The sequence below is a fragment of the Diaphorobacter sp. LI3 genome (assembly GCF_022807955.1).
Lineage (GTDB): Bacteria > Pseudomonadota > Gammaproteobacteria > Burkholderiales > Burkholderiaceae_C > Diaphorobacter > Diaphorobacter nitroreducens.
Genome location: NZ_CP094346.1, coordinates 1680444 through 1703513, shown reverse-complemented (window position 1 = coordinate 1703513; position 23070 = coordinate 1680444). Strand labels below are relative to the sequence as shown.

Annotated in this window: 22 protein-coding genes; 14 read left to right on the top strand and 8 right to left on the bottom strand. The window is 68.9% G+C overall.

Annotated features, from left to right (window positions below):
• The first annotated feature begins 113 nt into the window (after positions 1–113).
• From nirB to cobA, 5 genes are all read left to right on the top strand, one after another.
• Positions 114–2579 carry a nitrite reductase large subunit NirB gene (nirB, locus tag MRB47_RS07920; RefSeq protein ID WP_135148576.1) on the top strand — a complete coding sequence of 822 codons (2466 nt, stop codon included), beginning with the start codon at positions 114–116 and terminating at the stop codon, positions 2577–2579.
• Between the two features lie 76 nt (positions 2580–2655).
• Complete coding sequence (gene nirD, locus MRB47_RS07915) at positions 2656–3045, top strand: nitrite reductase small subunit NirD (protein ID WP_088886406.1); 390 nt, start codon at positions 2656–2658, stop codon at positions 3043–3045.
• A 370-nt stretch (positions 3046–3415) separates the two neighbouring features.
• Positions 3416–6274, top strand: a complete 2859-nt coding sequence (locus MRB47_RS07910; protein WP_252102385.1) for a nitrate reductase — start codon at positions 3416–3418, stop codon at positions 6272–6274.
• Between the two features lie 93 nt (positions 6275–6367).
• Positions 6368–7297 (top strand): DNA-binding protein YbiB, encoded by a 930-nt coding sequence (gene ybiB / locus MRB47_RS07905; RefSeq protein WP_252102384.1) that lies wholly within the window; start codon positions 6368–6370, stop codon positions 7295–7297.
• The gene (gene cobA, locus MRB47_RS07900) at positions 7294–8106 is read left to right on the top strand and encodes a uroporphyrinogen-III C-methyltransferase (RefSeq protein WP_252102383.1); all 813 of its coding nucleotides are present in this window, start codon (positions 7294–7296) and stop codon (positions 8104–8106) included. The genes ybiB and cobA overlap by 4 nt, the downstream gene beginning before the upstream one ends.
• A gap of 4 nt (positions 8107–8110) precedes the next feature.
• On the opposite strand, the gene MRB47_RS07895 is transcribed toward cobA, so the two are convergent.
• Complete coding sequence (locus MRB47_RS07895; protein ID WP_011806000.1) at positions 8111–8611, bottom strand: acyl-CoA thioesterase; 501 nt, start codon at positions 8609–8611, stop codon at positions 8111–8113.
• Positions 8612–8805: 194 nt separating this feature from the next.
• On the opposite strand from MRB47_RS07895, the gene MRB47_RS07890 reads away from it, so the two are divergent.
• The 4 genes from MRB47_RS07890 (at position 8806) to MRB47_RS07875 (ending at position 12962) form a co-directional block, all read left to right on the top strand.
• A complete protein-coding gene (locus tag MRB47_RS07890) occupies positions 8806–9972 on the top strand; it encodes an ABC transporter substrate-binding protein (protein WP_123676045.1) in 1167 nt (388 codons plus the stop codon).
• A gap of 70 nt (positions 9973–10042) precedes the next feature.
• On the top strand, positions 10043–11284 hold the full coding sequence (locus tag MRB47_RS07885) for an NAD(P)/FAD-dependent oxidoreductase (RefSeq protein WP_252102382.1): 1242 nt from the start codon (positions 10043–10045) through the stop codon (positions 11282–11284).
• 102 nt (positions 11285–11386) lie between these two features.
• Complete coding sequence (locus tag MRB47_RS07880; RefSeq protein WP_123676044.1) at positions 11387–12592, top strand: NnrS family protein; 1206 nt, start codon at positions 11387–11389, stop codon at positions 12590–12592.
• A 70-nt stretch (positions 12593–12662) separates the two neighbouring features.
• On the top strand, positions 12663–12962 hold the full coding sequence (locus MRB47_RS07875) for a DUF2249 domain-containing protein (protein ID WP_011806004.1): 300 nt from the start codon (positions 12663–12665) through the stop codon (positions 12960–12962).
• Between the two features lie 67 nt (positions 12963–13029).
• On the opposite strand, the gene sufT is transcribed toward MRB47_RS07875, so the two are convergent.
• The 7 genes from sufT to MRB47_RS07840 form a co-directional block, all read right to left on the bottom strand.
• Positions 13030–13587, bottom strand: a complete 558-nt coding sequence (gene sufT, locus MRB47_RS07870; RefSeq protein ID WP_088886400.1) for a putative Fe-S cluster assembly protein SufT — start codon at positions 13585–13587, stop codon at positions 13030–13032.
• Complete coding sequence (gene sufU, locus MRB47_RS07865; protein ID WP_011806006.1) at positions 13584–14063, bottom strand: Fe-S cluster assembly sulfur transfer protein SufU; 480 nt, start codon at positions 14061–14063, stop codon at positions 13584–13586. Before sufU ends, sufT begins: the two co-directional genes overlap by 4 nt.
• Positions 14060–15325 carry an aminotransferase class V-fold PLP-dependent enzyme gene (locus MRB47_RS07860; protein ID WP_220637650.1) on the bottom strand — a complete coding sequence of 422 codons (1266 nt, stop codon included), beginning with the start codon at positions 15323–15325 and terminating at the stop codon, positions 14060–14062. Before MRB47_RS07860 ends, sufU begins: the two co-directional genes overlap by 4 nt.
• Positions 15318–16565 carry a SufD family Fe-S cluster assembly protein gene (locus MRB47_RS07855; RefSeq protein WP_252102381.1) on the bottom strand — a complete coding sequence of 416 codons (1248 nt, stop codon included), beginning with the start codon at positions 16563–16565 and terminating at the stop codon, positions 15318–15320. Before MRB47_RS07855 ends, MRB47_RS07860 begins: the two co-directional genes overlap by 8 nt.
• 4 nt (positions 16566–16569) lie before the next feature.
• Positions 16570–17340 carry a Fe-S cluster assembly ATPase SufC gene (gene sufC, locus MRB47_RS07850; RefSeq protein ID WP_252102380.1) on the bottom strand — a complete coding sequence of 257 codons (771 nt, stop codon included), beginning with the start codon at positions 17338–17340 and terminating at the stop codon, positions 16570–16572.
• Between the two features lie 80 nt (positions 17341–17420).
• On the bottom strand, positions 17421–18914 hold the full coding sequence (gene sufB / locus MRB47_RS07845) for a Fe-S cluster assembly protein SufB (protein ID WP_123676040.1): 1494 nt from the start codon (positions 18912–18914) through the stop codon (positions 17421–17423).
• Between the two features lie 151 nt (positions 18915–19065).
• Entirely contained in the window at positions 19066–19785 is a 720-nt protein-coding gene (locus MRB47_RS07840) for an ArsR/SmtB family transcription factor (protein WP_252102379.1), read from the bottom strand.
• 108 nt (positions 19786–19893) lie between these two features.
• Here MRB47_RS07840 and MRB47_RS07835 point away from each other — a divergent pair, with 108 nt between their 5' ends.
• The 5 genes from MRB47_RS07835 to MRB47_RS07815 all read left to right on the top strand — a co-directional run bounded on the left by MRB47_RS07835 (position 19894) and on the right by MRB47_RS07815 (position 22981).
• Positions 19894–20247 carry an NIPSNAP family protein gene (locus MRB47_RS07835; protein ID WP_252102378.1) on the top strand — a complete coding sequence of 118 codons (354 nt, stop codon included), beginning with the start codon at positions 19894–19896 and terminating at the stop codon, positions 20245–20247.
• Positions 20244–20648: an antibiotic biosynthesis monooxygenase family protein gene (locus tag MRB47_RS07830; RefSeq protein ID WP_103738029.1), complete on the top strand. Its 405-nt coding sequence runs from the start codon at positions 20244–20246 to the stop codon at positions 20646–20648. Before MRB47_RS07835 ends, MRB47_RS07830 begins: the two co-directional genes overlap by 4 nt.
• A 129-nt stretch (positions 20649–20777) precedes the next feature.
• Positions 20778–20990: a 30S ribosomal protein S21 gene (gene rpsU, locus MRB47_RS07825; protein ID WP_007833691.1), complete on the top strand. Its 213-nt coding sequence runs from the start codon at positions 20778–20780 to the stop codon at positions 20988–20990.
• A gap of 97 nt (positions 20991–21087) precedes the next feature.
• Positions 21088–21549 (top strand): GatB/YqeY domain-containing protein, encoded by a 462-nt coding sequence (locus MRB47_RS07820; RefSeq protein ID WP_011806014.1) that lies wholly within the window; start codon positions 21088–21090, stop codon positions 21547–21549.
• Positions 21550–21886: 337 nt separating this feature from the next.
• Complete coding sequence (locus MRB47_RS07815; protein WP_252102377.1) at positions 21887–22981, top strand: tartrate dehydrogenase; 1095 nt, start codon at positions 21887–21889, stop codon at positions 22979–22981.
• Positions 22982–23070 lie beyond the last annotated feature (89 nt).

The window sequence follows — 23070 nt, the reverse complement described above, 5'->3', positions numbered from 1 at the left end:
AGGGCTCGCGGGACGAAGGCGTCCCCACCCGCAACCAGGCCCCTGCCCGGTGCGGCGTGCGGACGCCTTTTTTTGTTGATGTGGCTGCGCGGGGCATTCCCGCCGGGGAGACGATGGTGAAGCAATCCAGGCTGGTGATGGTGGGCAATGGCATGGCAGGCGTGCGCGCGCTGGAAGAGCTGCTCAAGATCGCGCCCGACCTCTACGACATCACGGTGTTCGGCGCCGAGCCGCACCCCAACTACAACCGCATCCTGCTGTCGCCCGTGCTGGCGGGCGAGCAGACGCTGGAGGAGATCGTCCTCAACGACTGGTCCTGGTATGCGGACCACCACATCACGCTGCACGCGGGGTGCACCGTGACCCATGTGGACCGCACGCGGCGCACCGTGCATGGCGTGGCGCAGGACGGCCGCACCGTCGAGGCTCCCTACGACCGGCTGATCCTCGCCACGGGCTCCAACCCATTCATGCTGCCCATTCCGGGCCGTGAGCTGCCCGGCGTGCTGGCCTACCGCGACATCGCGGACACGCAGGCCATGATCGACGCTGCCGCCAGCTACAAGCACGCCGTGGTGATCGGCGGCGGCCTGCTGGGCCTGGAGGCGGCCAACGGCCTCATGAAGCGCGGCATGCAGGTCACCGTGGTGCATGCGGGCGAGTGGCTCATGGAGCGCCAGCTTGACGACGTGGCGGGCAAGCTGCTGCAGCAGTCGCTGGCCGAGCGCGGCATGCAGTTCCTGATGCAGGCCCAAACGCAGGAACTGGTAGCCGGCGGCGACGGCCGCGTGGCCGCGGTGCGCTTCAAGGACGGCAGCGAGGTGCCCGCCCAGCTTGTGGTGATGGCCGTGGGCATCCGCCCCAACACGGCCCTGGCCGAGCAGATGCACCTGCACGTCAACCGCGGCATCGTCGTCAGCGACACGCTGCAGACCGTGACCGACCCACGCATCTACGCCGTGGGCGAATGCGCGGCGCACCGCGGCATCGCCTACGGGCTGGTGGCGCCGCTGTTCGAGCAGGGCAAGGTGCTGGCCAACCACCTGGCGGAATGGGGTATCGGGCGCTACCAGGGCTCGCTCACCTCCACCAAGCTCAAGGTCACGGGCATCGACCTGTTTTCCGCCGGCGACTTCCAGGGCGGCGAGGGCACGGAGGAGATCGTGCTCAGCGACCCGCATGCCGAGGGCGGCGGCGTATACAAGAAGCTGGTGCTCAAGGACGACCGGCTCGTGGGCGCCTGCCTCTATGGCGACACGGTGGACGGCAGCTGGTACTTCAAGCTGCTGCGCGACGGCCGCAGCGTGGCCGACATCCGCGACCGGCTCATGTTCGGTGAATCGCACCTGGGCGACGCGGGCCATCAGGGCCAAAACAAGGCCGCCGCCATGGCCGACAGCGACGAGGTCTGCGGCTGCAACGGCGTGACCAAGGGCCAGATCTGCAAGGCGATCAAGGACAAGGGCCTGTTCACGCTGGACGAGGTGCGCAAGCACACCAAGGCCAGCGCCAGCTGCGGCTCGTGCACCGGGCTGGTGGAGCAGATCCTCATGGCCACTGCGGGCGGCGACTATTCCGCCACGCCCAAGACCAAGCCCGTGTGCGCCTGCACCGACCACGGCCACCAGGCCGTGCGCGAAGCCATCCGCACACACCGGCTGTTGACCGTGGACGGCGTGTTTCGCTTCCTGGAGTGGAAGACGCCCAACGGCTGCGCCACCTGCCGCCCGGCCGTGAACTACTACCTCACCAGCACTTGGCCCAAGGAGGCGCGGGACGACCCGCAAAGCCGCTTCATCAACGAGCGCAGCCACGCCAACATCCAGAAGGATGGCACCTACAGCGTGGTGCCGCGCATGTGGGGCGGCGAGACCAGTGCCGCCGAACTGCGCCGCATCGCCGACGTGGTGGACAAGTACCAGATCCCCACGGTGAAGGTCACGGGCGGCCAGCGCATCGACCTGCTGGGCGTGAAAAAGGAAGACCTGGTCAACGTCTGGCGCGACATCGGCATGCCCTGCGGCCACGCCTACGCCAAGGCACTGCGCACGGTGAAGACCTGCGTGGGCAGCGAGTGGTGCCGCATGGGCACGCAGGACAGCACGCAGCTCGGCAAGGACCTGGAGCACGCCTTCGTGGGCATGTACGCGCCGCACAAGGTCAAGTTCGCCGTCAGCGGCTGCCCGCGCAACTGCGCCGAGAGCGGCATCAAGGACGTGGGGATCATCGGCGTGGACTCGGGCTGGGAGATGTACGTGGCCGGCAACGGCGGCATCAAGACCGAGGTGGCGCAGTTCTTCACCAAGCTCAAGACCGCCGAGGAGGTGCTGGAGTACACGGGCGCCTTCATGCAGCTGTACCGCCTGGAGGGCTGGTACCTGGAGCGCACGGTGCATTTCGTCGCCCGCGTGGGATTGGACTACGTCAAGCGCCGCGTACTCCAAGATGCCCCCGGCCGCCAAGCGCTGTGGCGCGAGCTGCAGGACGCGCTGGCGGGCGAGCCCGACCCGTGGTTCGAGTTCGAGCCGGCTGCGGTGGACCGGCGCCAGTTCATCCCGATCACGCCGATCCCCGCATGAACGTTGGCAGGAGTTTCAGCCAAAAGTGCCTGTCACGCCCTGCCAGCAAGCGCCAACAGCTCCTAAAGGAATAGCTATGACCACCTGGACCCCGATCTGCTCCCTGGACGACATCCCCGTGCTCGGCGCGCGCCGCGTGGCCCGCCCGCACGGCATGGACGTGGCCGTCTTCCGCAACGACGCCGGCGGCGTGTTCGCCCTGCTCGACCGCTGCCCCCACAAGGGCGGCCCCTTGAGCCAGGGCATCGTCTTCGGCAACAGCGTGGCCTGCCCGCTGCACAACTGGACCATCGGCCTGTGCGACGGCCAGGCCGCCGCCCCCGACGAAGGCTGCACGCCGCGCTTTCAGGTCAAGGTGGAAGCCGGCACCGTCTACCTGGACGCCCAGGAGCTGGCCCACCACGCCCTGGACCTGCAACGCCCCGTGGCCGGCCCCGCGCTGCGCTGCAAGGCAAACCCACCATGACCCCGCGCAGGCGCAACGCGCCGCGCAAGGCCAGGCCGAGCGCAGCGATGGCCCGAATGGGCTGTCCGGTTTCCGGGTTCCCTTCAGGATGCGCCGAGGAGCGCAGCGGCCAGCGGATCAGGGCTCGCGATTGTTTGAGCGAAGCGAGTTTGAGCGAGACCCCGCTGGACGCGAGCACCGCAGGTTGCCCGTAGCGAAGCGAAGGGACGCAGCCTGTAGGGTCGCCTTTCTTTTGGGTACTTTGCTTTGGCGAAGCAAAGAAAAGTACCTCGCCCGCCGGGGCGAGTCCCGGCCAGCCACGTCCAAAAAGAATAGCTACTCGCGCCCACACCACAAGCCCTAAAGCCCAAAAATACCAAGAGAACACGCCATGCAAGAAACCCGTTCCACCTGCCCCTACTGCGGCGTAGGCTGCGGCGTGATCATCCAGTCCGACGGCGACACCATCACCGGCGTGCGCGGCGACCCCCACCACCCCGCCAACTTCGGCCGCCTGTGCACCAAGGGCAGCACCCTGCACCTCACCGCCAGCCGGCCCGTCACACTGCAGACCCGGCTGCTGCAACCCCAGCTGCGCCCGCAGCGCGGCCAGGCAGCGCACCCCATCGACTGGGACGCGGCTCTCGACACCGCGGCGCAGCGCTTCGCCGCCACCATCGACCGCCACGGCCCCGACGCGGTGGGCTTCTACCTGAGTGGCCAGTTGCTCACCGAGGACTACTACGTCTTCAACAAGCTGGCCAAGGGCCTGATCGGCACCAACAACATCGACACCAATTCGCGCCTGTGCATGAGCAGCGCCGTGGCCGGCTACAAGGCCACGCTGGGCGCCGACGCGCCGCCCGCCTGCTACGACGACCTGGCCCACGCGCAATGCCTGTTCATCGCTGGCAGCAACACGGCCTGGGCGCACCCCATCGTGTTTCGCCGCATCGAGGACGCGCGCGCCGCCAACCCGGCCATGAAGATCATCGTGGCCGATCCGCGCCGCACCGACACCGCGGCCATGGCCGATCTGTTCCTGCCCCTGCTGCCGGGCAGCGACGTGATGCTGTTCAACGCCATGCTGCACGTGATGCTGCGCGAGGGCTGGGTGGACCAGGGCTACATCGCGCGCCACACCAGCGGCTTCGCCGATCTGCAGGCCGTAGTGCAGGACTGCACGCCCGAGCGCGCTGCCGCCGTCTGCGGCCTGCCGCCGCAGGACATTGCCACCGCAGCGCGCTGGTTCGCCGGCGTGGAGGGCATGGCGGAGGGTGGGCCACGCCGGCCCACGCTGAGCCTGTACTGCCAAGGCCTGAACCAGAGCACCAGCGGCACGGCCAAGAACGCCGCGCTGATCCACCTGCACCTGGCCTGCGGGCAGATCGGCCAACCGGGCGCCGGCCCCTTCAGCCTGACGGGCCAGCCCAACGCCATGGGCGGACGCGAGGTGGGGGGCCTGGCCAACCTGCTGCCCGCGCACCGCGACATGGCCAACCCCGACCACCGCGCCGAAGTGGCCCGGCTGTGGGGCGTGGAGTCCGTGCCCGCGCGGCCCGGTAAGACGGCGGTGGAGATGTTCCAGGCCGCGGCCGACGGCGAGATCAAGGCGCTGTGGATCGCCTGCACCAACCCCGCGCAGAGCCTGCCCGACCAGACCACCGTGCGCCGCGCCCTGCAGCGCGCCGAGTTTGTGGTGGTGCAGGAGGCCTTTGCCACCACCGCCACCGCGCAGTACGCCGACCTGCTGCTGCCTGCCACCACCTGGGGCGAGAAGACCGGCACCGTCACCAACAGCGAGCGCCGCATCAGCCGCGTGCGCGCGGCAGTGGCTGCACCCGGCGGTGCGCGGCACGACTGGCAGATCGCGCTGGCGCTGGCGCAGCGGCTGGAGAGGCACCTGCGCCCCGGCCAGCCCACGCTGTTCCCCTACGCCGGGGACACGGCGCAGGCCTGTGCCGAGGCCATTTGGAACGAGCACCGCGAGACCACGCGCGGGCGCGATCTGGACATCACCGGCCTGACCTGGGCCGCGCTGGAGGCCGACGGGCCGCAGCAGTGGCCCTACCCGAGCGGCGCCCGCGCGGGCCGCGCGCGCCTGTATGCGGACGGCGTCTTTCCCACTCCCGACGGGCGTGCGCGCTTCGTCCCCGCGGCCTGGCAGCCCCTGTCCGAGCCGCCCAGCGCGCGCTACCCGTTCAGCCTGACCACGGGACGCCTGCGCGACCAGTGGCATGGCATGAGCCGCACCGGCACGCTGGGGCAACTGTTCGGCCATGCGGCCGAGCCCGCACTGCAGATGCACCCGCAGGACCTGCCGCGCCTGCAGCTGGCCGCTGGCGACTTGGCGCATGTGACCAGCGCGCGCGGCTCCATCATCGCGCCCGTGCAGGCCGACGACACACTGGCACCCGGGCAGGCCTTCATGGCCATGCACTGGGGCGGCGAATACCTGGGCGGGCGCTCCAGCACGGGCCGGCCGCTGGCGGGCGTGAACGCGCTCACCACGCCGGCCTTCTGCCCTGGCTCCAAACAGCCGGAGCTCAAGCACGCGGCGGTGAAGGTGCTCAAGGCCGAGCTGCCCTGGACGCTGCTGGCCATGGCCTGGCTGCCCGAAGATGAAGCCCTGGCCGCGCGCGAGGCCCTGGCCGCGCTGATGCCCGAACTACCCTTCGCCCACTGCGTGCCCTTCAGCGGCGCCGCGCCGGCGGCAGGTCCCGCGCGCACGGGCGTTCTGCTGCGCGGCGCCGCGCACGAGGCGCCGCCACCAGCCCTGCTCGCGCGCATCGAGCACCTGCTGCACCTGGACGGGCCTGGCACGCTGCGCTATGCCGACCGCCGCCGCGCCCAGCACCGCGCCGCGCGCCTGCAGCGCCAGGCCGACGGCCGCACCACTTTGGACGCACTGCTGCTGGCCGGCAATGGCAGCGCTGGCGGCTGGCTGCGCACGCTGCTGCAGGAAGAACTGCCCGTGCAGACCTATGGCCGGTTGCTGCTGCTGCCCACCCAACAGCCGCCCGTGGCCGTGGCCGCACGCGGCAAGCGGGTGTGCGTCTGCCTGAACGTGACCGATACCGACATCACCGAGCGCCTGGGCCGGTGCCAGGGCAGCCCCGCCGAGCGCCTGGCGCAGTTGCAGGGCGCGCTGCGCTGCGGCACGCAATGCGGCTCCTGCGTGCCCGAGCTCAAGCGCATGGTGCAGGCGGCGGTCGCGGGCAGAGGCACCACTGCGGTGCAGGCAGCGTGACGCGGCACGCAATCCGCCGCACGCATATAACGGGCGGTTATCAGACATGCCGCAGAATGGACACCACTCGTCCCACCCGCCAGCCAATACCCCATGGGCATCAGCCACTACATCAAGGAAATCGGCCGCGGCGCACGCGGCGCCAAGGCGCTGGACCGCGCACAAGCTGCCGACCTGTTCGGGCAAGTGCTCGACGGCCAGGTGACCGATCTGGAGATCGGCGCCTTCTGCGTGGCCATGCGCATCAAGGGCGAAACCGCCGAGGAAATGTGCGGCCTGCTGGACGCGGTGCATGCGCGCATGGCCGCCATACCGGCCTGTGCGGACGGGCAGCCGCTCATCGTGCTGCCCAGCTACAACGGCGCGCGCAAGCTGCCCGTGCTCACGCCGCTGCTGGCTCTGCTGCTGGCGCGCGAAGGCTTGCCCGTGCTGCTGCACGGCATGCGCACCGAGGCGCGCCGCATTCTGGCATCAGATGTGCTTGAAGCGCTGGATATACCTGCGCTAACAGCTCCTCAATCCATAGCACCCGGCAACGTGGCGCACATCGGCACCGCGGTGCTGCTGCCCGGGCTGGCGCGCCTGCTGGCGGTGCGCGAGGTGATCGGCCTGCGCACACCGGGGCACAGCGTGGCCAAGCTGATGAACCCCTGCGCCGGCCCGGCGCTGGTGGTGAGCAGCTTCACCCACCCCGAATATTTCGACATCCTGAGCGGCACCTTTGCCACGCTGGGCGCGCACGCGTTGCTGTCGCGCGGGCTGGAGGGCGAGGTGGCGGCCGACCCGCGCCGCACGCCGCGCTACGACGCCTTCATTGGCGGCACGCACCAACTGCTGCAAGACCAGCAGCCCGGCACGGCCGCCGAAGTGCCCGGCCTGCCGGCCGAGATCGACGTGGCCACCACCGCCGCCTATACCCGGCGCGTGCTGGCGGGCGATGCGCCCGTGCCCCCTGCCCTGCGCCAGCAGGTGGAACATATCTTGCACTTGAGCCGTCAAATCACTGCACAGGCCTCGTCATGACCACACCTTCTCTTCCAGCCCATGCAGGCAGCTGCACCCTGGTGGGCGCCGGCCCCGGCGACCCCGAGCTGCTCACCCTCAAGGCGGTGAAGGCCATCCAGGCCGCCACCGTGCTGCTGGTGGACGACCTGGTGAGCGACGCCATCGTCGCCCTGGCCCGCCCCGGCGCCCGCGTCGTGCATGTGGGCAAGCGCGGCGGCTGCAAGAGCACGCCCCAGGCGTTCATCGAAAAGCTCATGCTCACCGCCGTGCAGGAGGGCGAGACTGTGGTGCGCCTGAAGGGCGGCGACCCGTTCATCTTTGGGCGGGGCGGCGAAGAAGTGGAGCACCTGCGCGCGGCGGGCGTGCCGGTGCAGGTGGTCAATGGCATCACCGCCGGCCTGGCGGGCATGACGCAGCTGGGCGCGCCGCTCACCCACCGCGAACATGCGCACGGCGTGGTCTTCATCACGGGCCACAACAAGCCTGGGAACCAAGGCACCGACTGGCGCCAGCTGGCCGCCACCGCGCGCGATGCACGCCTGACCCTGGTGATCTACATGGGCGTGACCGGCTGCGCCCACATCCAGGAGGAACTGCTTACTGGCCTGCCTGCGCACACGCCGGCGGTGGTGATCCAGCATGTGAGCCTGCCGCAGCAGCGCCACGCGGTGACCACGCTGGGCCAGTTGCAGTCCACCATCACCCTCGAGGGGCTGGCCAGCCCCTCGGTGATCGTGATCGGCGACGTGGTGCGCGGCATCCAGGCCGTGGCGCACGGCGAAGATGCAGCCGCCCCGGTAGCAGGCACGCGCAGCCGGGCGGTGTGACGGCTCAGCCGGCGGCGCTGGCCTGCGCCGCCTGGCGGATCTGCGCGAAGCGCTCGGCCTGTTCCTTGCGCAGGGCCTTGCGCAGCAGCGCGGCCTCCCAGCGGCGGCGCTCGTCGTAGCTGGTGGGGGCCAGCGGCGGCACGGGGGTGGGTTTGCCCGCATCGTCCACTGCCACCATCGAGAAGAAACAGCTGTTCACATGCCGCACCACCTGGGTGCGGATGTTCTCGGCCACCACCTTGATGCCGATCTCCATGGACGACGTGCCCGTGTGGTTGACGCTGGCCAGGAAGGTCACCAGTTCGCCCACGTGGATGGGCTGCAGGAACATCACCTGGTCCACGCTCAGCGTGACCACGTAGCTGCCCGAATAGCGGCTGGCGCAGGCATAGGCCACCTGGTCCAGCAGCTTGAGGATGGCGCCGCCGTGGACGTTGCCGGAGAAGTTGGCCATGTCGGGCGACATGAGCACGGTCATGCTGAGTTGGTGCGCGGGAAGGTGCATGGCGGTATTAGAGCGTGTTTACGCCGACCGTGCGGGGCCGGAGCACGTGCCTTCACCCGCCACGCCCCGTGTCACACCCGCGTCACGGTTTCTTGGTTTCCCCCAGTGGGCGCGTGCGCCGGCGTTCCTAGCATGGCCCCTGCGCTGCCCATGGCGGTGCAGCGCCAGCCCAATACAAAAAGCAGGGAGCTCTCATGACCACGCCGTTCATCGTCCACCCTTGTGCGCCGCGCAGGCGGCTGCTGCAGTCGCTGTGCGCGAGTGCCTGTGCGCTCGCGTGGCCGGCGCTGGCCCAGCAGCGCTCGGCAGACGCCAAGGCAGCCATCCTCATCGGGCGCTCCTCGGCACTGTCGGGCCCCATGGCGCCGTTCCTCACGCCGGTGCACGAGGGGCAGGAAGCCGCCCTGGCGGACTTCAACGAGGCCGGCGGCGTCGCAGGGCGCAAGGTGCAGCTCGTGTCCCTGGACGACAAGTTCGACGCCGCGCTCGCCCTGGACAACGCCCGCAGACTCGTGCAGGACAGCGGCGTGGTCGCGCTGTTCGGCCAGGCCGGCACCTCGCAGGTGCTGGCGCTGCTGCCCTACCTGGCGCAGGCACGCACGCCGCTGGTGGCCGTCTACACCGGCAGCCCCGCAGTGCACGGCGCGCGCAGCCCCTACCTGTTCACCACCAGCGCCAGCTACGCGGACGAGCTGGTGAAGATCGTGCGCAACCTCGTGGCCATTCAGACCACGCGCATCGGCGTCGCCTACGAGAACAACGACTTCGGCAAGCTCGCCCTGCCCCTGGTCGAGAAGGCCATCACGGCCGAGGGCGGCACCTTCGTGGGCGCCCATGCCATGCACAGCAGCGGCCAGGACGCCGAGGCCGCCGCCAAGGCCCTGGCGGCCCTGCGGCCGCAAGCCGTGGTGATGATTGCCGCGGGCCCGCCCGTGGTGGCCTACGTGCGCGCCAATAAGGCGCACCTGGGCGTGCCGGTGTACACGCTGTCGCTGGGCGCGGGTGCGCAGGTCATCCGCGCGCTGGGCAGTGACGCGCGCGGGCTGGCCGTGGCGCGCACCACGCCGCCGCCCACGCGGCTGACCACCGCCGTGGCGCGCGAGTTCCAGGCGTCCATGAAGCGCCACGGCCACCCCGTGGACTATGACCGCTTCAGGGGCTACCTGGACGCGCGCATCCTCATTGAAGGCCTGCGCGCCGCGGGGCCTTCGGTGACGGGCGCGTCGCTGGCCGCGACCCTGGAAGGGCTGCACAAGGTGGACCTGGGCGGCTACACCTACCAGTACAGTGCGCAGAACCGCAATGGCTCCAGCTACGTGGACATTGCCGTGATCGGGCCCGACGGCAACTACATGCACTGAACTGCCTGCACTGCACGGCCTCGGAGCCCGTACGCGACAATCGGCGGCTTTGCCCGCCAGGTTGCTGCCCGTGTCCACACCCTTCTTTGATGCCGTCATCATCGGCGCCGGCGCCGCCGGCCTGTTCTGCGCCGCCCAGGCGGGCCAGCGCGGGCTCAAGGTGCTGCTCGTCGACCATGCGGACAAGGTGGCCGAGAAGGTCCGCATCTCGGGCGGTGGGCGCTGCAACTTCACCAACCGCGACCTGGACGTGCGCGCGCCACACAAGCACTTCGTGGGGCAGAACGCGCAGTTCTGCCGCTCCGCGCTGTCGCGCTACACGCCGGCGGACTTCATCGCGCTGGTGGAGCGCCACGGCATCGCCTACCACGAGAAGCACAAGGGCCAGCTGTTTGCCGACCGCTCGGCCGAGGACATCATCGCCATGCTGCTGGCCGAATGCGCCCAGGGGCGCGTGGAGCGCTGGCAGCCCTGCGGGGTCAAGAATGTAGTCTTTTTGGCCGATGAGGCAGGCGGCACAAGCTCTGGCAGCTATCAAATTAATACCGACCGCGGCCCGGTGCAGGCGCGCAGCCTGGTGGTGGCGACGGGCGGGCTGTCCATCCCCAAGATCGGTGCCACGGACTTCGGCTACCGGCTGGCGCAGCAGTTCGGACTGCCGCTGGTGGCGCAGCGCCCCGGCCTGGTGCCGCTGACCTTCGACGGCCAGGCCTGGGCGCCCTACGCGCAGCTTGCCGGGCTGGCGCTGCCGGTGGAGATCAGCACCGGCGCCAAGAAGGAACGCATGGCCTTCGTGGAAGACCTGCTGTTCACGCACCGCGGGCTGTCGGGCCCGGCCGTGCTGCAGATCTCCAGCTATTGGCAGCCGGGCACGCCGCTGGCCATCAACCTCGCACCGGGCGTGGACCTGCCGGCCGCACTGGCCCAGGCCAAGGTGCGCTCGCGCAAGCTGATCGCCAACGAATTGGCCGCGCTCGTGCCCAGCCGTCTGGCCGACGCCTGGGCCAGCCAGAGTGCGGACTGGCAGCGCCCCATCAACGAGGCCGCGGACAAGGCCCTGGCGCGGTTGGCCGAGCGGCTGGCGCGCTGGGAGCTCACCCCCACGGGCACCGAAGGCTACAAAAAGGCCGAGGTGACGCTGGGAGGCGTGGACACGCGCGCCCTGTCGCAACAGACCATGGAATGCAAGGCCCAGCCGGGCCTGTACTTTATCGGCGAGGTGGTAGACATCACCGGCTGGCTGGGCGGCTACAACTTCCAATGGGCCTGGGCCAGCGCCCACGCCTGCGCCCAGGCTCTGCCGCTCCACTGAACGCCCTCCGTCTCTAGGGGCCGTCTGCGCGCGAACTTCTGGCCGATTTTTAATATTCATGTAAAATGAATCTTAAGAAAACCGCCCTGCCAAAGGCCCGCCATGTCCCTGCCCCCGCTCGTCTCCGCCTCCCGCCCGGCCCAGTCCGCCGCTCCGCTGCACGGCTGGCCATTGCTGCGACTGGGGTTTCGGCCCTTCTACCTGGGCACGGCCCTGCTGGCCTGTCTGGCGGTGCCGCTGTGGATAGCGATCTTTCTGGGCCGCATCCAGGTGCCGTTGCCGATGTCACCTTTGCTGTGGCATGCGCACGAGATGCTGTTCGGCTTCGCCGCGGGCGTGGTGGTGGGCTTTCTGCTCACCGCCGTCAAGGCCTGGACCGGCCTGGAGACGGCCCGTGGTCCGCTGCTGGGCGCGCTGGCCCTGCTGTGGCTGGCCGCGCGGCTGGCTTCGCTGGTGGCGCCCTACGCCGTCTATGCCACGCTGGACATGCTGCTGCTGCCCGCCGTGGCCGCCGTGCTGCTGCGCGTGCTGATCAAGGCCGGCAACAAACGCAACATTCCGCTGATCTGCCTGCTGCTGCTGATGGCTGCGGCCAACCTGGTGTTCCATCTTTCGGTGCTGGGCATCGTGGCGGTGCCGGCCGTGAGCGCGCTGTATGCCGAGCTGGCGCTGATCCTCATGGTGGTGAGCGTGATCACCGGCCGCGTGGTGCCCATGTTCACGCGCAACGTGACGCCCGGCCTGGTCATCAACATGCCGCGCAAGTTCGAGCTGTCGCTGCTGGCCGTCACGGCCGTGGCGCTGGCGCTGTGGGTGTTCGCAGCGCCCGCGCCGGTGGTGCTGGTGGCCAGCCTCGCGGCGGGTGTGATGCATGCGGTGCGGCTGTGGAAGTGGCATCCGCAGGTCACGTTCAAGCGCCCCATCCTCTGGATCCTGCACGCTTCGTACGCATGGCTGCCCTTGGGCTTCGTGCTGCTGGCGCTGGCGCAACTGGGCTGGGTCGTGCCGTCGTTGGCCGTGCATGCCTTTGCCGTCGGCGTGATCGGCGGGCTGATCATCGGCATGGTCACGCGCACCGCGCGCGGCCACACCGGCCGGCCACTGCAGCCCTCGCGCGGCGAGGTGGTGGCCTATGCCCTGGTGATGCTGGCCGCCGTGCTGCGTGTGCTGGTGCCTGCCGTGCAACCCGCCTGGTACGCCTATGCGCTGGAAGGCGCCGCCTGCCTGTGGGCCATCGCCTTCGCGATCTACCTCGTGATCTACACACCCTGGCTGATGCGCACCCGTCTGGACGGCAAGGACGGCTGATGCCGGCCCATGCCTCACAACTGCAAGCTCCCTCCCCCCTTTTTTCTACACACACCCGAAAGGTTGAACCATGAGCAACACCGTTTCCGTGATCGACGTACGCACCATCGCTCCTTATGAGCGCCATGCGCAAATCTTTGGCCGCCTGGACGCGCTGGGCGCGGGCGAGTCGCTGCAGATCGTGAACGACCACGACCCCGTGCCGCTGCGCATGCAACTGGAAGGCCGTGCACCCGGCCAGTTCCAGTGGGCGTACCTGGAGGCAGGCCCCCGACAGTGGCAGATCGAAATCACCAAGCTGGCATCCAAGACCCAGGCTGCCGCAGAGGCTGAAGACTCCTGCTGCTCGGGCGGTGCCTGCTGCGGCTGATCGGCGAAGCCACTCAACCAAAGCAAAAGGGGCAGGTATCACCTGCCCCTTTTTGATCGTCCCTGCTTCACAGCCCCAGCGCCAGCTGCGCCTCCTCGCTCATCATGGAGCGGTCCCAGGGCGGGTCAAACACCAGATTCACCGTGATCTCGCCCACGCGCGGCAGGGCCAGCAGCTTGTCGCACACCTCGTCGGCAATCGCTTCGCCCATGCCGCAGCCGGGGGCGGTGAGCGTCATGTCCACCAGCGCGCGCACCTTGTGGGCATCGTCGGGCAGCGGCTCGAAGGCCAGCCGGTACACCAGGCCCAGGTCCACGATGTTCACCGGGATCTCCGGGTCGTAGCAGGTGCGCAGCGTCTCCCACACCAGCGGCTCCAGTTCCTCGATGGGCAGGTCCGCGGGCGCAGTGATAGTCTCGGGCGGCGTCTTGCCGATAGCGTCGGCATCCACACCCTTCAGCCGCATGAGCTGGCCTTCGACCAGCAGCGTGAAGGACGAACCCAGCGCCTGCGTGATCTGCGCCAGTTGCCCGGCCTCCAGTTCGATCGGCTCGCCGCTGGGAATCGCCTCCACGGTCACGCTGCGGCGCACCAGCACATCCTCGCGATGGCGGCGGTAGGTCATGCGGGCTCCTCCTCAGTACTTACGCTCTGGCCGTTGCCGTTGTCGGCAATCGCATGCATCAGCGCATGCCAGCCCAGCAGGGCGCACTTGATGCGGCTGGGGTACTGGCGCACGCCGGCCAGGCTGACCAGCTTGCCCAGCGGGGCATCCTCAGGCGCTTCTTCCCCCGTCAACACCGCACGAAAGTGCTGCTGCAGCGCCTGCGCGGCGGCAACCTCCTTGCCCTTCACGGCCTCGGTCATCATCGAGGTAGAGGCCATGCAAATCGCGCACCCCTGGCCGGTGAAGCGGATGTCCTGCACGCGCCCTTGCTGCAGCTGCAGTTCCACGGCAATGCGGTCGCCACACGACGGGTTGGTGCCCTGCGCCTGGTGCGTGGGCTGCGGCAGATGGCCGAAGTTGCGCGGTGCGCGCTTGTGCTCCAACACCACCTCCTGGTACAGCTCGTTCTCGGCGTTGCCGGTGAATCCAGTCATCGCATGACCTCCAGCGCCTGTGCCACGCCGGCGATCAAGCGCTCGACCTCCTCATGGCTGTTGTACAGCGCGAACGATGCGCGCGTGGTCGGCCCCAGCCCCAGGTGCTCCTGCAGCGGCTGGGCGCAGTGGTGGCCCGTGCGCACGGCGATGCCGCGCTCGTCCAGCAGCGTGCCGATGTCGTGCGGGTGCACGTCGCGCGCCACGAACGACACCAGCGACGCCTGCGTGGCATGCGGGGCAAGCACCGTCACACCCTCCAGTGCCGACAAGCCCGCCAGCGCCTGCGCGCGCAGGGTCTGCACGTGCAGGTCAATGGCCTCTCGGCCAATACCATCGATGAAGCGCGCCGCCGCCGCCAGGCCCACGGCCCCGGCCACGTTGGGCGTGCCGCCTTCCAGCCGCGCAGGCAGCGCCGCATAGCCCGCAGCGGTGTAGCTCACCCACTCCACCATGTCGCCACCCAGGCGCAGCGGGTACAACCGCTCCAGCGCCTCGCGCCGGCCGGCCAGTGCGCCGGTGCCCATGGGCCCGTACATCTTGTGGCCGGAGAAGGCCATGAAGTCCGCCTCCAGCTCCGCCAGAGCGGGCATGGCATGGCCCACCGCCTGCGCGGCATCCAGCACCGTGAGGGCGCCAGCCGCGCGTGCCATGGCCAGCAGCGCCTCATACGGAGGACGCTCGCCCGTGGCATTGGCGCAGGCCGTGAGTGCCAGCACACGGGTGTTGGGTGTGAGCAATGGCGCCAGATCGGCCTCATGCACGCGCCCCTGAGCGTCGGGCTGGAGGACGACCAGTTCCGCCCCGCTCATGCGTGCAGCCTGCTGCCAGGGCACCAGGTTGGCATGGTGCTCCAGCCCGCTCACGATGATGCGGTCGCCGGGGCGCAGCCAGGCCTTGCCCGGCCCCGCTGCCCACAACCCTTGGGCCACGAGGTTCAGCGCCTCGGTCGTGCCGCTGGTGAAGACCAGTTCATGCTGCATGCCCGCGCCGATGAAGCGCTTGAGCGTGGCGCGCGCCTCTTCAAAGGCGTCGGTGGCGCGCTGGCTCAGCGTGTGCACGCCGCGGTGAATGTTGGCGCGGTCATGGCGTTCGAAGCGCTGCATGGCTTCCTGCACCGCCAGCGGCATCTGCGTGGTGGCGGCGTTGTCCAGATAGGCCAGGGGCTGGCCGTGGATGCGCTGCGCCAGCACCGGAAACTGCGCGCGCAGTGCCTGCACCGGCAGGCCGCCGGTGTGCAACAAAGGATGTGGTTTACCCATGGTGTGCCTCCTCGGCTGTGGGCTTCAGGCGGGCGATCGCACCGGCCAGCCAGCCGCTCTGCAGCCACTGCGCCAGCATGCCGTCCCCCTCGGCCCCCAGGCATCGATCAAGCAACGCTTGGGCCATGCCTTCGATGATGAGCGCGCGCGCAGCCGCGTCATCCAACCCGCGCTGGCGGGCGTAGAACAGCGCATCCTCGGGCAACGCGCCCCAGGTAGCGCCGTGCGCGGCCTGCACGTTGTCGTGCAGGATCTCCAGGTGCGGGCGCAGGATCAAACGCGGCTGGCCTGCCAGCGGTACGCCGGCCAGGCGCTGGCGCACATCGGCCCCTTCGCTGCCGGGCGCGATGCGCGTATAGGCATTCGCCACCGCGTGGGCGCGGCCCTGGGCCAGGGCCAGGGTCTCGACCTGGCTCACGGCTTGGGCGGCTTGCAGGTCGGTGTACGTCTGCTGGTCCAGCTTGCCGTCCGCCAACAGCAGCAACGCGGCCTGCCGCGCACTGGCGCCCGCGCCCTGCAGCGTGATGTGGCTGCGTTGCAGGTGGTAGCTGGCGCCCGTGGCAACCAGCGCCTGGGCATAAGCGGCACCTGCCGCCACATGGACCTGCAGGTGGTGCGCCACGCGGTCGTCAGCCAACGGCGCAGCGACGCGCAGGTGTTGTAGCCGTGCCCCCTGCGCCAGACGAATGTGGGCGTGCAGGTTTTGCGCCACGGTCGACAGACCGTCTGCGGCAGGCCGCTCATGGGTTTCGATCAGAACGCACTGCACGCCGGCTTCCACGTCCAGCACCAGCAAGGGCGCCTCGGCCGCGGCGCCGGGCTGGTGGTACAGCTCCAGGCACACAGGCTCGCGCTCACGGCCCGGCGTGGCGGCCACGCGCAGGCGCAGGCCCCGGCGACACAGGGCACGGTGCGCCCAGGCGAAGGGGGCAGCAGCCCCATCCCCACTGCCGGACTCTGGCGACGGCAGCCCTGCCATCAACTCGGCGCGCTGCGCCGGATCCAGGGCGTCCAGCCAACGCGCCTGGACGCTGGTGGCCGCCTGTGCGTGGGGCAGGCGCAGCGTCCAGCCCGCACCCGCGGGCAACGAGGCCTCGTCGACGACCCCGGCCTGCGTTCCCAGCCAGTCCTGCAGCGCGGGTGGGGGCAGGTGGTGAAAGGCTTCGCTGCGCCGGGCAATCCAGCCCTGCGTCTGCAGGCGCTCGCGCGCGGCATGCATGTCGGCTTGTGCGCTGTTCATGGTGTCATGCCTCCGCCGTGGCAGGTTGGCGCGCAAAGCCCGTACGGGCGATGCGCCGCGCCAGTTCCACGTCGCCCGTCTCGGCGATGCGGCCCTGGTCCAGGCGCAGCACGGTGTCGGGCTGCAGCTGCTCGATCAGGTGCAGGTAGTGCGATACGACGATGAAGGCCGTGCCCTGTTCGCGCAGTTTCTGCACCAACGCGACCACGGCGCGCACTCCGTCCACGTCCATGCCCGAGTCGATCTCGTCCAGCAGCGCCAGGCGCGGTTGCAGCAGCGCCAGTTGCAGCAGTTCGTTGCGCTTGCGCTCGCCGCCGGAAAAGCCTTCGTTCACCGGGCGGCCCAGCATGGCCTGGGGCAACCCCAGTTCATGGGCGGTCTGCTTGGCGCTGGCCAGGAAGTCGAACGCGTCCAGCGGCTGCTGGCCGCGCGCCTCGTGCACGGCATTCAGCGCGGTGCGGATGAACAGGTTGTTCTTCACGCCGGGCACATCGGGCGGCGACTGGAAGGACACGAACAGCCCCGCGCGGGCGCGCTCATGCGCGGGCAGCTGCAGCAGGTCCAGCCCGTCCAGCAGCGCCTGGCCGTCCTGCACCTGGTAACTCGGGTGGCCGGCCAGCGCCATGCCCAGCGTGCTCTTGCCGCTGCCGTTGGCGCCCATCAGCACAACGAGCGCGCCGGCGGGCACGTCCAGCGAGACCGATTGCAGCACGGTGCGCTCGCCAACGCGCACACGCAGGTCGCGCACTTGCAGCAAAGGAGTGGTGGAGGTCATGTGGATTCCCTATTAATTTGATAGCTATTCGCGCTGGATGGATAAGGGCTAGAGGCCTTTTTCATTCAAACTTTGTCATCTCAACCCACCGCGCCTTCCAGCGACACGGCAAGCAGCGCCTTGGCTTCCAGCGCGAATTCCATGGGCAACTCTTCCAGCACCGCCTGGCAAAAGCCGCCGACGATGAGGGCCGTCGCCTCCTGCGGGTCGATGCCACGCTGCTGGCAATAGAACAGGCGCTCCTCCGAGATGCGCGTGGTGGTGGCCTCGTGCTCCACCACGGCATCGCTGCGCGCGGTGTCCACGTAGGGGAAGGTGTGTGCGCCGCAGTCGGGCCCGATGAGCAGCGAGTCGCACTGCGTGTGGTTGCGCGCGCCGGCGGCGCCGGGGTTCACGCGCACCAGGCCGCGGTAGCTGTTGTGCGCGTGGCCCGCGCTGATGCCCTTGGAGACGATGCGGCTGGTGGTGTTCTTGCCCAGGTGGATCATCTTGGTGCCGGTATCCGCCTGCTGGAAGTGGTTGGACACGGCGATGGAGTGGAACTCACCGTTCGATTCGTCGCCGCGCAGCACCACGCTGGGGTACTTCCAGGTGATGGCCGAGCCGGTCTCGATCTGCGTCCAGGCGATGCGCGAGCGCCTGCCGGCCGCCAGGCCGCGCTTGGTCACGAAGTTGTAGATGCCGCCCACGCCGTTCTCGTCGCCGGGGTACCAGTTCTGCACCGTGGAGTATTTGATGAACGCGTCGTCGTGCGCGATCAACTCCACCACGGCGGCGTGTAGCTGGTTCTCGTCGCGCTGCGGGGCGGTGCAGCCCTCCAGATAGCTGACCGAACTGCCCTCCTCGGCAATGATCAGCGTGCGCTCGAACTGCCCCGTGTTCTGCGCGTTGATGCGGAAGTAGGACGACAGCTCCATGGGGCACTTCACGCCCTTGGGAATGTAGACAAAGGAGCCATCGGAAAACACCGCCGAGTTCAGCGCGGCATAGAAGTTGTCGCCCTGCGGCACCACGGTCCCCAGGTATTTCTCGACCAGCTCCGGGTGGTTCTGCACCGCATGCGAGAACGAGCAGAAGATCACGCCCACTTCGGCCAGCTGCTCGCGGAAGGTGGTGCCCACCGAGACCGAGTCGAACACTGCGTCCACCGCCACGCCGGCCAGGCGGGCGCGCTCGTGCAGCGGCACGTTGAGCTTCTCGTAGGTCTCCAGCAGTTTCGGGTCCACCTCGTCCAGGCTCTTGGGCGCGTTCTTGAGCGACTTCGGTGCCGAGTAGTAGCTCAGCGCCTGAAAATCGATGGGCTCGATCTTCAGGTGCGCCCAGTCGGGCAACTCCATCGCACGCCAACGCTCGAAGGCCGCCAGCCGCCAGTCCAGCAAAAACTGCGGCTCGCGCTTCTTGCGCGAGATGGCGCGGATGGTGTCCTCGTCCAGGCCCGGCGGCAGGGAATCGGACTCGACGTCGGTGACGAAACCGTGCTGGTACGGGCGCTGCAGCGCCTGCTCCAGTGCGGGCGCCTGCGACGCCTCGCGACCGGCGACGGGCGCGTCGAGGATGGCGGGTTGTGAGGACATGACCGTGGGGCGGAGTTTTAATATTCATATGTTATGAATCTTTTAAAAATCCGCCAAACCCGCATGCGGTCCCTGCACCCGCATCAGGGGTTTACCGGCTCGCCGCTTCTAGGGGCCAGCGGCTTGCCGTCAGGCCAGCGCATCACCCCAGTCAGCCGGTCACCTCGCCCCAGCGCACCACGCCCAGCCAGTTGCGCAGCGCCGCCACGCCGGGCGGCGTGATCTCCAGCGCGCGCGATGCCTGCGCGCGCCGCAGCCAGCCGCGCTCCAGGCAATGCACGCACAGCAGCGCCCCCAGGCGCCCGGCCATGTGGGGACGGCGCTCACTCCAGTCCAGACAGGGCCGGCATGGTGGGCGCCGCGCGGCGCCTGCGGCCAGTGCGTCCTGCGCGGCCAGCCCCAGCGGTGCCAGCACGGCCTGCGCCCGGCCGGTCACCCGCCCACCCGCATCGTCATCGAAGACGATGGCGCCCTCTTCCAACAGGTGCGCGGCGATGGCCACGCCCAGGCGGCCGGCAATATGGTCATAGCAGGTACGCGCCTGGCGCAGCGCCGCGTCGCGCGGGCCCACGACCACGGGCCGCGACACCGTCGCCTGCCGCACGGCCAGCTGCATCAGCCCTTCCAGCAAATGCGCCACCTCGGGCGAAGCCAGGCGGTGGTACCGATGGCGCCCCTGGCGTTCCAGCACCAGCAGCCCGGCCTCCACCAACAGGCCCAGGTGGCGGCTGGCCGTGGCGGCAGACACGCGCCCAGCCTCGGCCAATTCACGTGCCGTAAGGGCGCGCCCATCCATCAGCGCGACCAGCATGGCGGTGCGTGCCGGCTCGCCCACCAGGGCCGCGACATGCGCAATCTGGTTGGTGTTCATGCGCGCAGTGTGCCGCAGCCAGCCCGGCGCACGCTTCGCTCCAGGACGAAACATCGGCCGTGCGACGGCCGGCACCATGGACGCATCCACCCACCACAGGAGCACGCCATGCCCATCACCTGTTTCATCCGCTACGAGATCGACCCTTTTCAGCGCGAAGCCTTCTGCGCCTATGCCGAAGCCTGGGGGCGCATCATCCCGCGCTGCGGCGGCCACCTGCTGGGCTACTTTCTGCCCAGCGAGGGCACCAATTACGAGGCCTGGGGCCTGATCGCCTTCACCAGCCTGGCCGACTACGAGGCCTACCGCGCCCGGCTCAAGGCCGACCCCGAGGGCCGCGCCAACTTCGAGATGGCGCAGCGCCAGCGCTTCATCCTGCGCGAGGAACGCAGCTTCACCGAGGCGGTGGCGGGCACCCTCGCGCGCCCCGCATTGCCCACCACCACGCAGGCCCAGCCATGATCGCCGTCATCTTTGAAGTGCAGCCGAGCAGCGACGGCCGCCAGGCCTACCTGGACCTGGCGGCAGACCTGCGCGCCGCGCTGCAGGCCATCGACGGCTTCATCTCCGTGGAGCGCTTCGAGAGCCTGTCCACGCCCGGCAAGCTGCTGTCGCTGAGCTTCTGGCGCGACGAAGAAGCTGTGGCCCGCTGGCGCGCGTTGCCGCAGCACCGCCAGGCCCAGGCGGCGGGCCGCGCAGGCGTGTTTGCCGACTACCGGCTGCGCGTGGCCACCGTGCAGCGCGACTACGGCCTACATGCGCGAGGAGAGGCACCCGCCGACTCGCGCGCCTGCCATGCGCCGCGGCCTGTGCCCAACCCCGCGCCGGGCAGCCGCTTGCCCGGCAGCGCAGAGCCGTTATAATGCTCGGCTCTGCTGGCATGACCCCGTCGGCCGGATACTAGTTACAGACGGGGAAAACCGCCGTATATGGCTTTTGGGCCCGATCTTCCCGAAAACCCGCTAGCGGCACCTATTGGAAAACATTAGCTAATGACGACCATTCGTGTAAAAGAAAACGAACCCTTTGACGTGGCCCTGCGCCGCTTCAAGCGCACCATCGAAAAGCTGGGCCTGCTGACCGACCTGCGCGCCCGTGAGTTCTACGAGAAGCCCACCGCCGAGCGCAAGCGCAAGAAGGCTGCCGCCGTGAAGCGCCACTACAAGCGCGTGCGCAGCATGCAGCTGCCCAAGAAGCTGTACTAAGCACAGCCCGGCGTTGACACCAGACGCCACAAAACCCGCGCTAGGGACGCCAAGCGCGGGTTTTTTGTTTTCTACACCGTTTGACTGGAGAAACACCATGAGCCTCAAGGACCAGATCACCGAAGACATGAAAACCGCCATGCGCGCCAAGGACAGCGAGCGCCTGGGCACCATCCGCCTGCTGCAGGCCGCCATGAAGCAAAAGGAAGTGGACGAGCGCATCACGCTGGATGACGCGGCCATCGTGGCCATCGTGGACAAGCTGATCAAGCAGCGCAAGGACAGCATCACCGCCTTCGAGGGCGCGGGCCGCCAGGACCTGGCCGACAAGGAAAAGGCCGAAATGGCCGTGCTGCAGGCCTACCTGCCCGAACGCATGTCGGCCGACGAAGTGGCTACCGCAGTGAAGTCCATCGTGGCCGAAGTCGGCGCAGAACTGGGCAAGACGGTGGGCCCCGGAGACATGGGCAAGGTGATGGGCGTGGTCAAGACCCGCCTGGCCGGCAAGGCCGACATGGGCCAGGTGTCGGCCGCCGTGAAGGCCGCGCTGAGCAGTTAATTGCCACTATGCTATTCATAGCTGCTTGCGCTTGATCTGTCTCGATCACAGACCCATTTGGCATTGAGTTCATTCGCTGGCAAGCGCTGGTAGCTATCGTTTTCGCTGCGCCGCACACGCCCCGCTCAACAGCCGCTCGGACACCCCCAGACCTGGCTGCTGGCAGACCGCTGGGCTGCGCGGGGCGCGGCCCCCGTACTGGGCGTCCCCCCGCCATTCCGTGCGCAGCGGCAAACGTCCTGCCAACGTCACGAAAGACGCAGACACGGGCGCGCACATTGAACGGACGCTCTCCTCGGTGAACAATGGCGGGCTTACATCGTTTGAAAAGCCACCCATGCAGCAGCAACGCACCCACAAGATCGCCGTGATCGCCGGAGACGGCATCGGCAAGGAAGTCATGCCCGAAGGCCTGCGCGCCGTGCAGGCCGCCGCCCGGCGCTTCGGTCTGAACCTGGAACTGCACACCTTCGACTGGGCGCATTGCGACTATTACGCCCAGCACGGCCAGATGATGCCCGACGACTGGAAGGCGCAGCTGTCGGGCATGGATGCGATCTTCTTCGGCGCCGTGGGCTGGCCGGCGACCGTACCCGATCACATCTCGCTGTGGGGTTCGCTGCTGAAGTTCCGCCGCGAGTTCGACCAGTACATCAACCTGCGCCCCGTGCGTCTGTTCGAGGGCGTGCCCTGCCCGCTGGCCGGCCGCAAGCCCGGCGATATCGACTACCTCGTGGTGCGCGAGAACACCGAGGGTGAATACACGTCGCTGGGCGGCATCATGTACGAGGGAACGGACCGCGAGATCGTGATCCAAGAGTCGGTCTACTCGCGCCACGGCGCCAACCGCCTGCTGAAGTTCGCCTTCGACCTGGCGCAAAGCCGCCCGCGCAAGCACGTGACGCTGGCCACCAAAAGCAACGGCATCGCCATCAGCATGCCCTGGTGGGACCAGCGCGCCGACGATGTCGCCAAGGGCTACCCCGAAGTCACGCTGGACAAGCAGCACATCGACATCCTCACCGCGCGCTTCGTGCTGCAGCCGGGGCGCTTCGACGTGGTGGCCGCCACCAACCTGTTCGGCGACATCCTCTCCGACCTGGGGCCCGCCACCACGGGCACCATCGGCCTGGCACCGTCGGCCAACCTGAACCCCGAGCGCACCTTCCCCAGCCTGTTCGAGCCCGTGCACGGCTCGGCGCCCGACATCTACGGCCAGAACATCGCCAACCCGATCGCCATGATCTGGTCCGGCGCGCTGATGCTGGACTTCCTGACCCACGGCCAGGGCGCGGGGCGGCAGGCCCACGATGCCATCGTTGCGGCCATCGAAGAGATCATCAAAAGCGGCCCACGCACACCAGACCTGGGCGGTGCGGCAAGCACCACGCAGGTGGGCGAGGCCATCGCCGCGCGCATCGCGCACGGGTAACCCCCGCCCGCATGGCGCGGCATGTTTCCGTCAACGGACTTACGCTATTAATTAAATAGCATGTAGCGCTTTTCCATCAAGCGCTGCAG

Coding starts and splice junctions, on each gene's coding strand:
- nirB (WP_135148576.1), top strand. CDS start 114: ATGGTGAAGCAATCCAGGCTGGTGATGGTGGGCAATGGCATGGCAGGC.
- nirD (WP_088886406.1), top strand. CDS start 2,656: ATGACCACCTGGACCCCGATCTGCTCCCTGGACGACATCCCCGTGCTC.
- MRB47_RS07910 (WP_252102385.1), top strand. CDS start 3,416: ATGCAAGAAACCCGTTCCACCTGCCCCTACTGCGGCGTAGGCTGCGGC.
- ybiB (WP_252102384.1), top strand. CDS start 6,368: ATGGGCATCAGCCACTACATCAAGGAAATCGGCCGCGGCGCACGCGGC.
- cobA (WP_252102383.1), top strand. CDS start 7,294: ATGACCACACCTTCTCTTCCAGCCCATGCAGGCAGCTGCACCCTGGTG.
- MRB47_RS07895 (WP_011806000.1), bottom strand. CDS start 8,611: ATGCACCTTCCCGCGCACCAACTCAGCATGACCGTGCTCATGTCGCCC.
- MRB47_RS07890 (WP_123676045.1), top strand. CDS start 8,806: ATGACCACGCCGTTCATCGTCCACCCTTGTGCGCCGCGCAGGCGGCTG.
- MRB47_RS07880 (WP_123676044.1), top strand. CDS start 11,387: ATGTCCCTGCCCCCGCTCGTCTCCGCCTCCCGCCCGGCCCAGTCCGCC.
- MRB47_RS07875 (WP_011806004.1), top strand. CDS start 12,663: ATGAGCAACACCGTTTCCGTGATCGACGTACGCACCATCGCTCCTTAT.
- sufT (WP_088886400.1), bottom strand. CDS start 13,587: ATGACCTACCGCCGCCATCGCGAGGATGTGCTGGTGCGCCGCAGCGTG.
- sufU (WP_011806006.1), bottom strand. CDS start 14,063: ATGACTGGATTCACCGGCAACGCCGAGAACGAGCTGTACCAGGAGGTG.
- MRB47_RS07860 (WP_220637650.1), bottom strand. CDS start 15,325: ATGGGTAAACCACATCCTTTGTTGCACACCGGCGGCCTGCCGGTGCAG.
- MRB47_RS07855 (WP_252102381.1), bottom strand. CDS start 16,565: ATGAACAGCGCACAAGCCGACATGCATGCCGCGCGCGAGCGCCTGCAG.
- sufC (WP_252102380.1), bottom strand. CDS start 17,340: ATGACCTCCACCACTCCTTTGCTGCAAGTGCGCGACCTGCGTGTGCGC.
- sufB (WP_123676040.1), bottom strand. CDS start 18,914: ATGTCCTCACAACCCGCCATCCTCGACGCGCCCGTCGCCGGTCGCGAG.
- MRB47_RS07840 (WP_252102379.1), bottom strand. CDS start 19,785: ATGAACACCAACCAGATTGCGCATGTCGCGGCCCTGGTGGGCGAGCCG.
- MRB47_RS07835 (WP_252102378.1), top strand. CDS start 19,894: ATGCCCATCACCTGTTTCATCCGCTACGAGATCGACCCTTTTCAGCGC.
- MRB47_RS07830 (WP_103738029.1), top strand. CDS start 20,244: ATGATCGCCGTCATCTTTGAAGTGCAGCCGAGCAGCGACGGCCGCCAG.
- rpsU (WP_007833691.1), top strand. CDS start 20,778: ATGACGACCATTCGTGTAAAAGAAAACGAACCCTTTGACGTGGCCCTG.
- MRB47_RS07820 (WP_011806014.1), top strand. CDS start 21,088: ATGAGCCTCAAGGACCAGATCACCGAAGACATGAAAACCGCCATGCGC.
- MRB47_RS07815 (WP_252102377.1), top strand. CDS start 21,887: ATGCAGCAGCAACGCACCCACAAGATCGCCGTGATCGCCGGAGACGGC.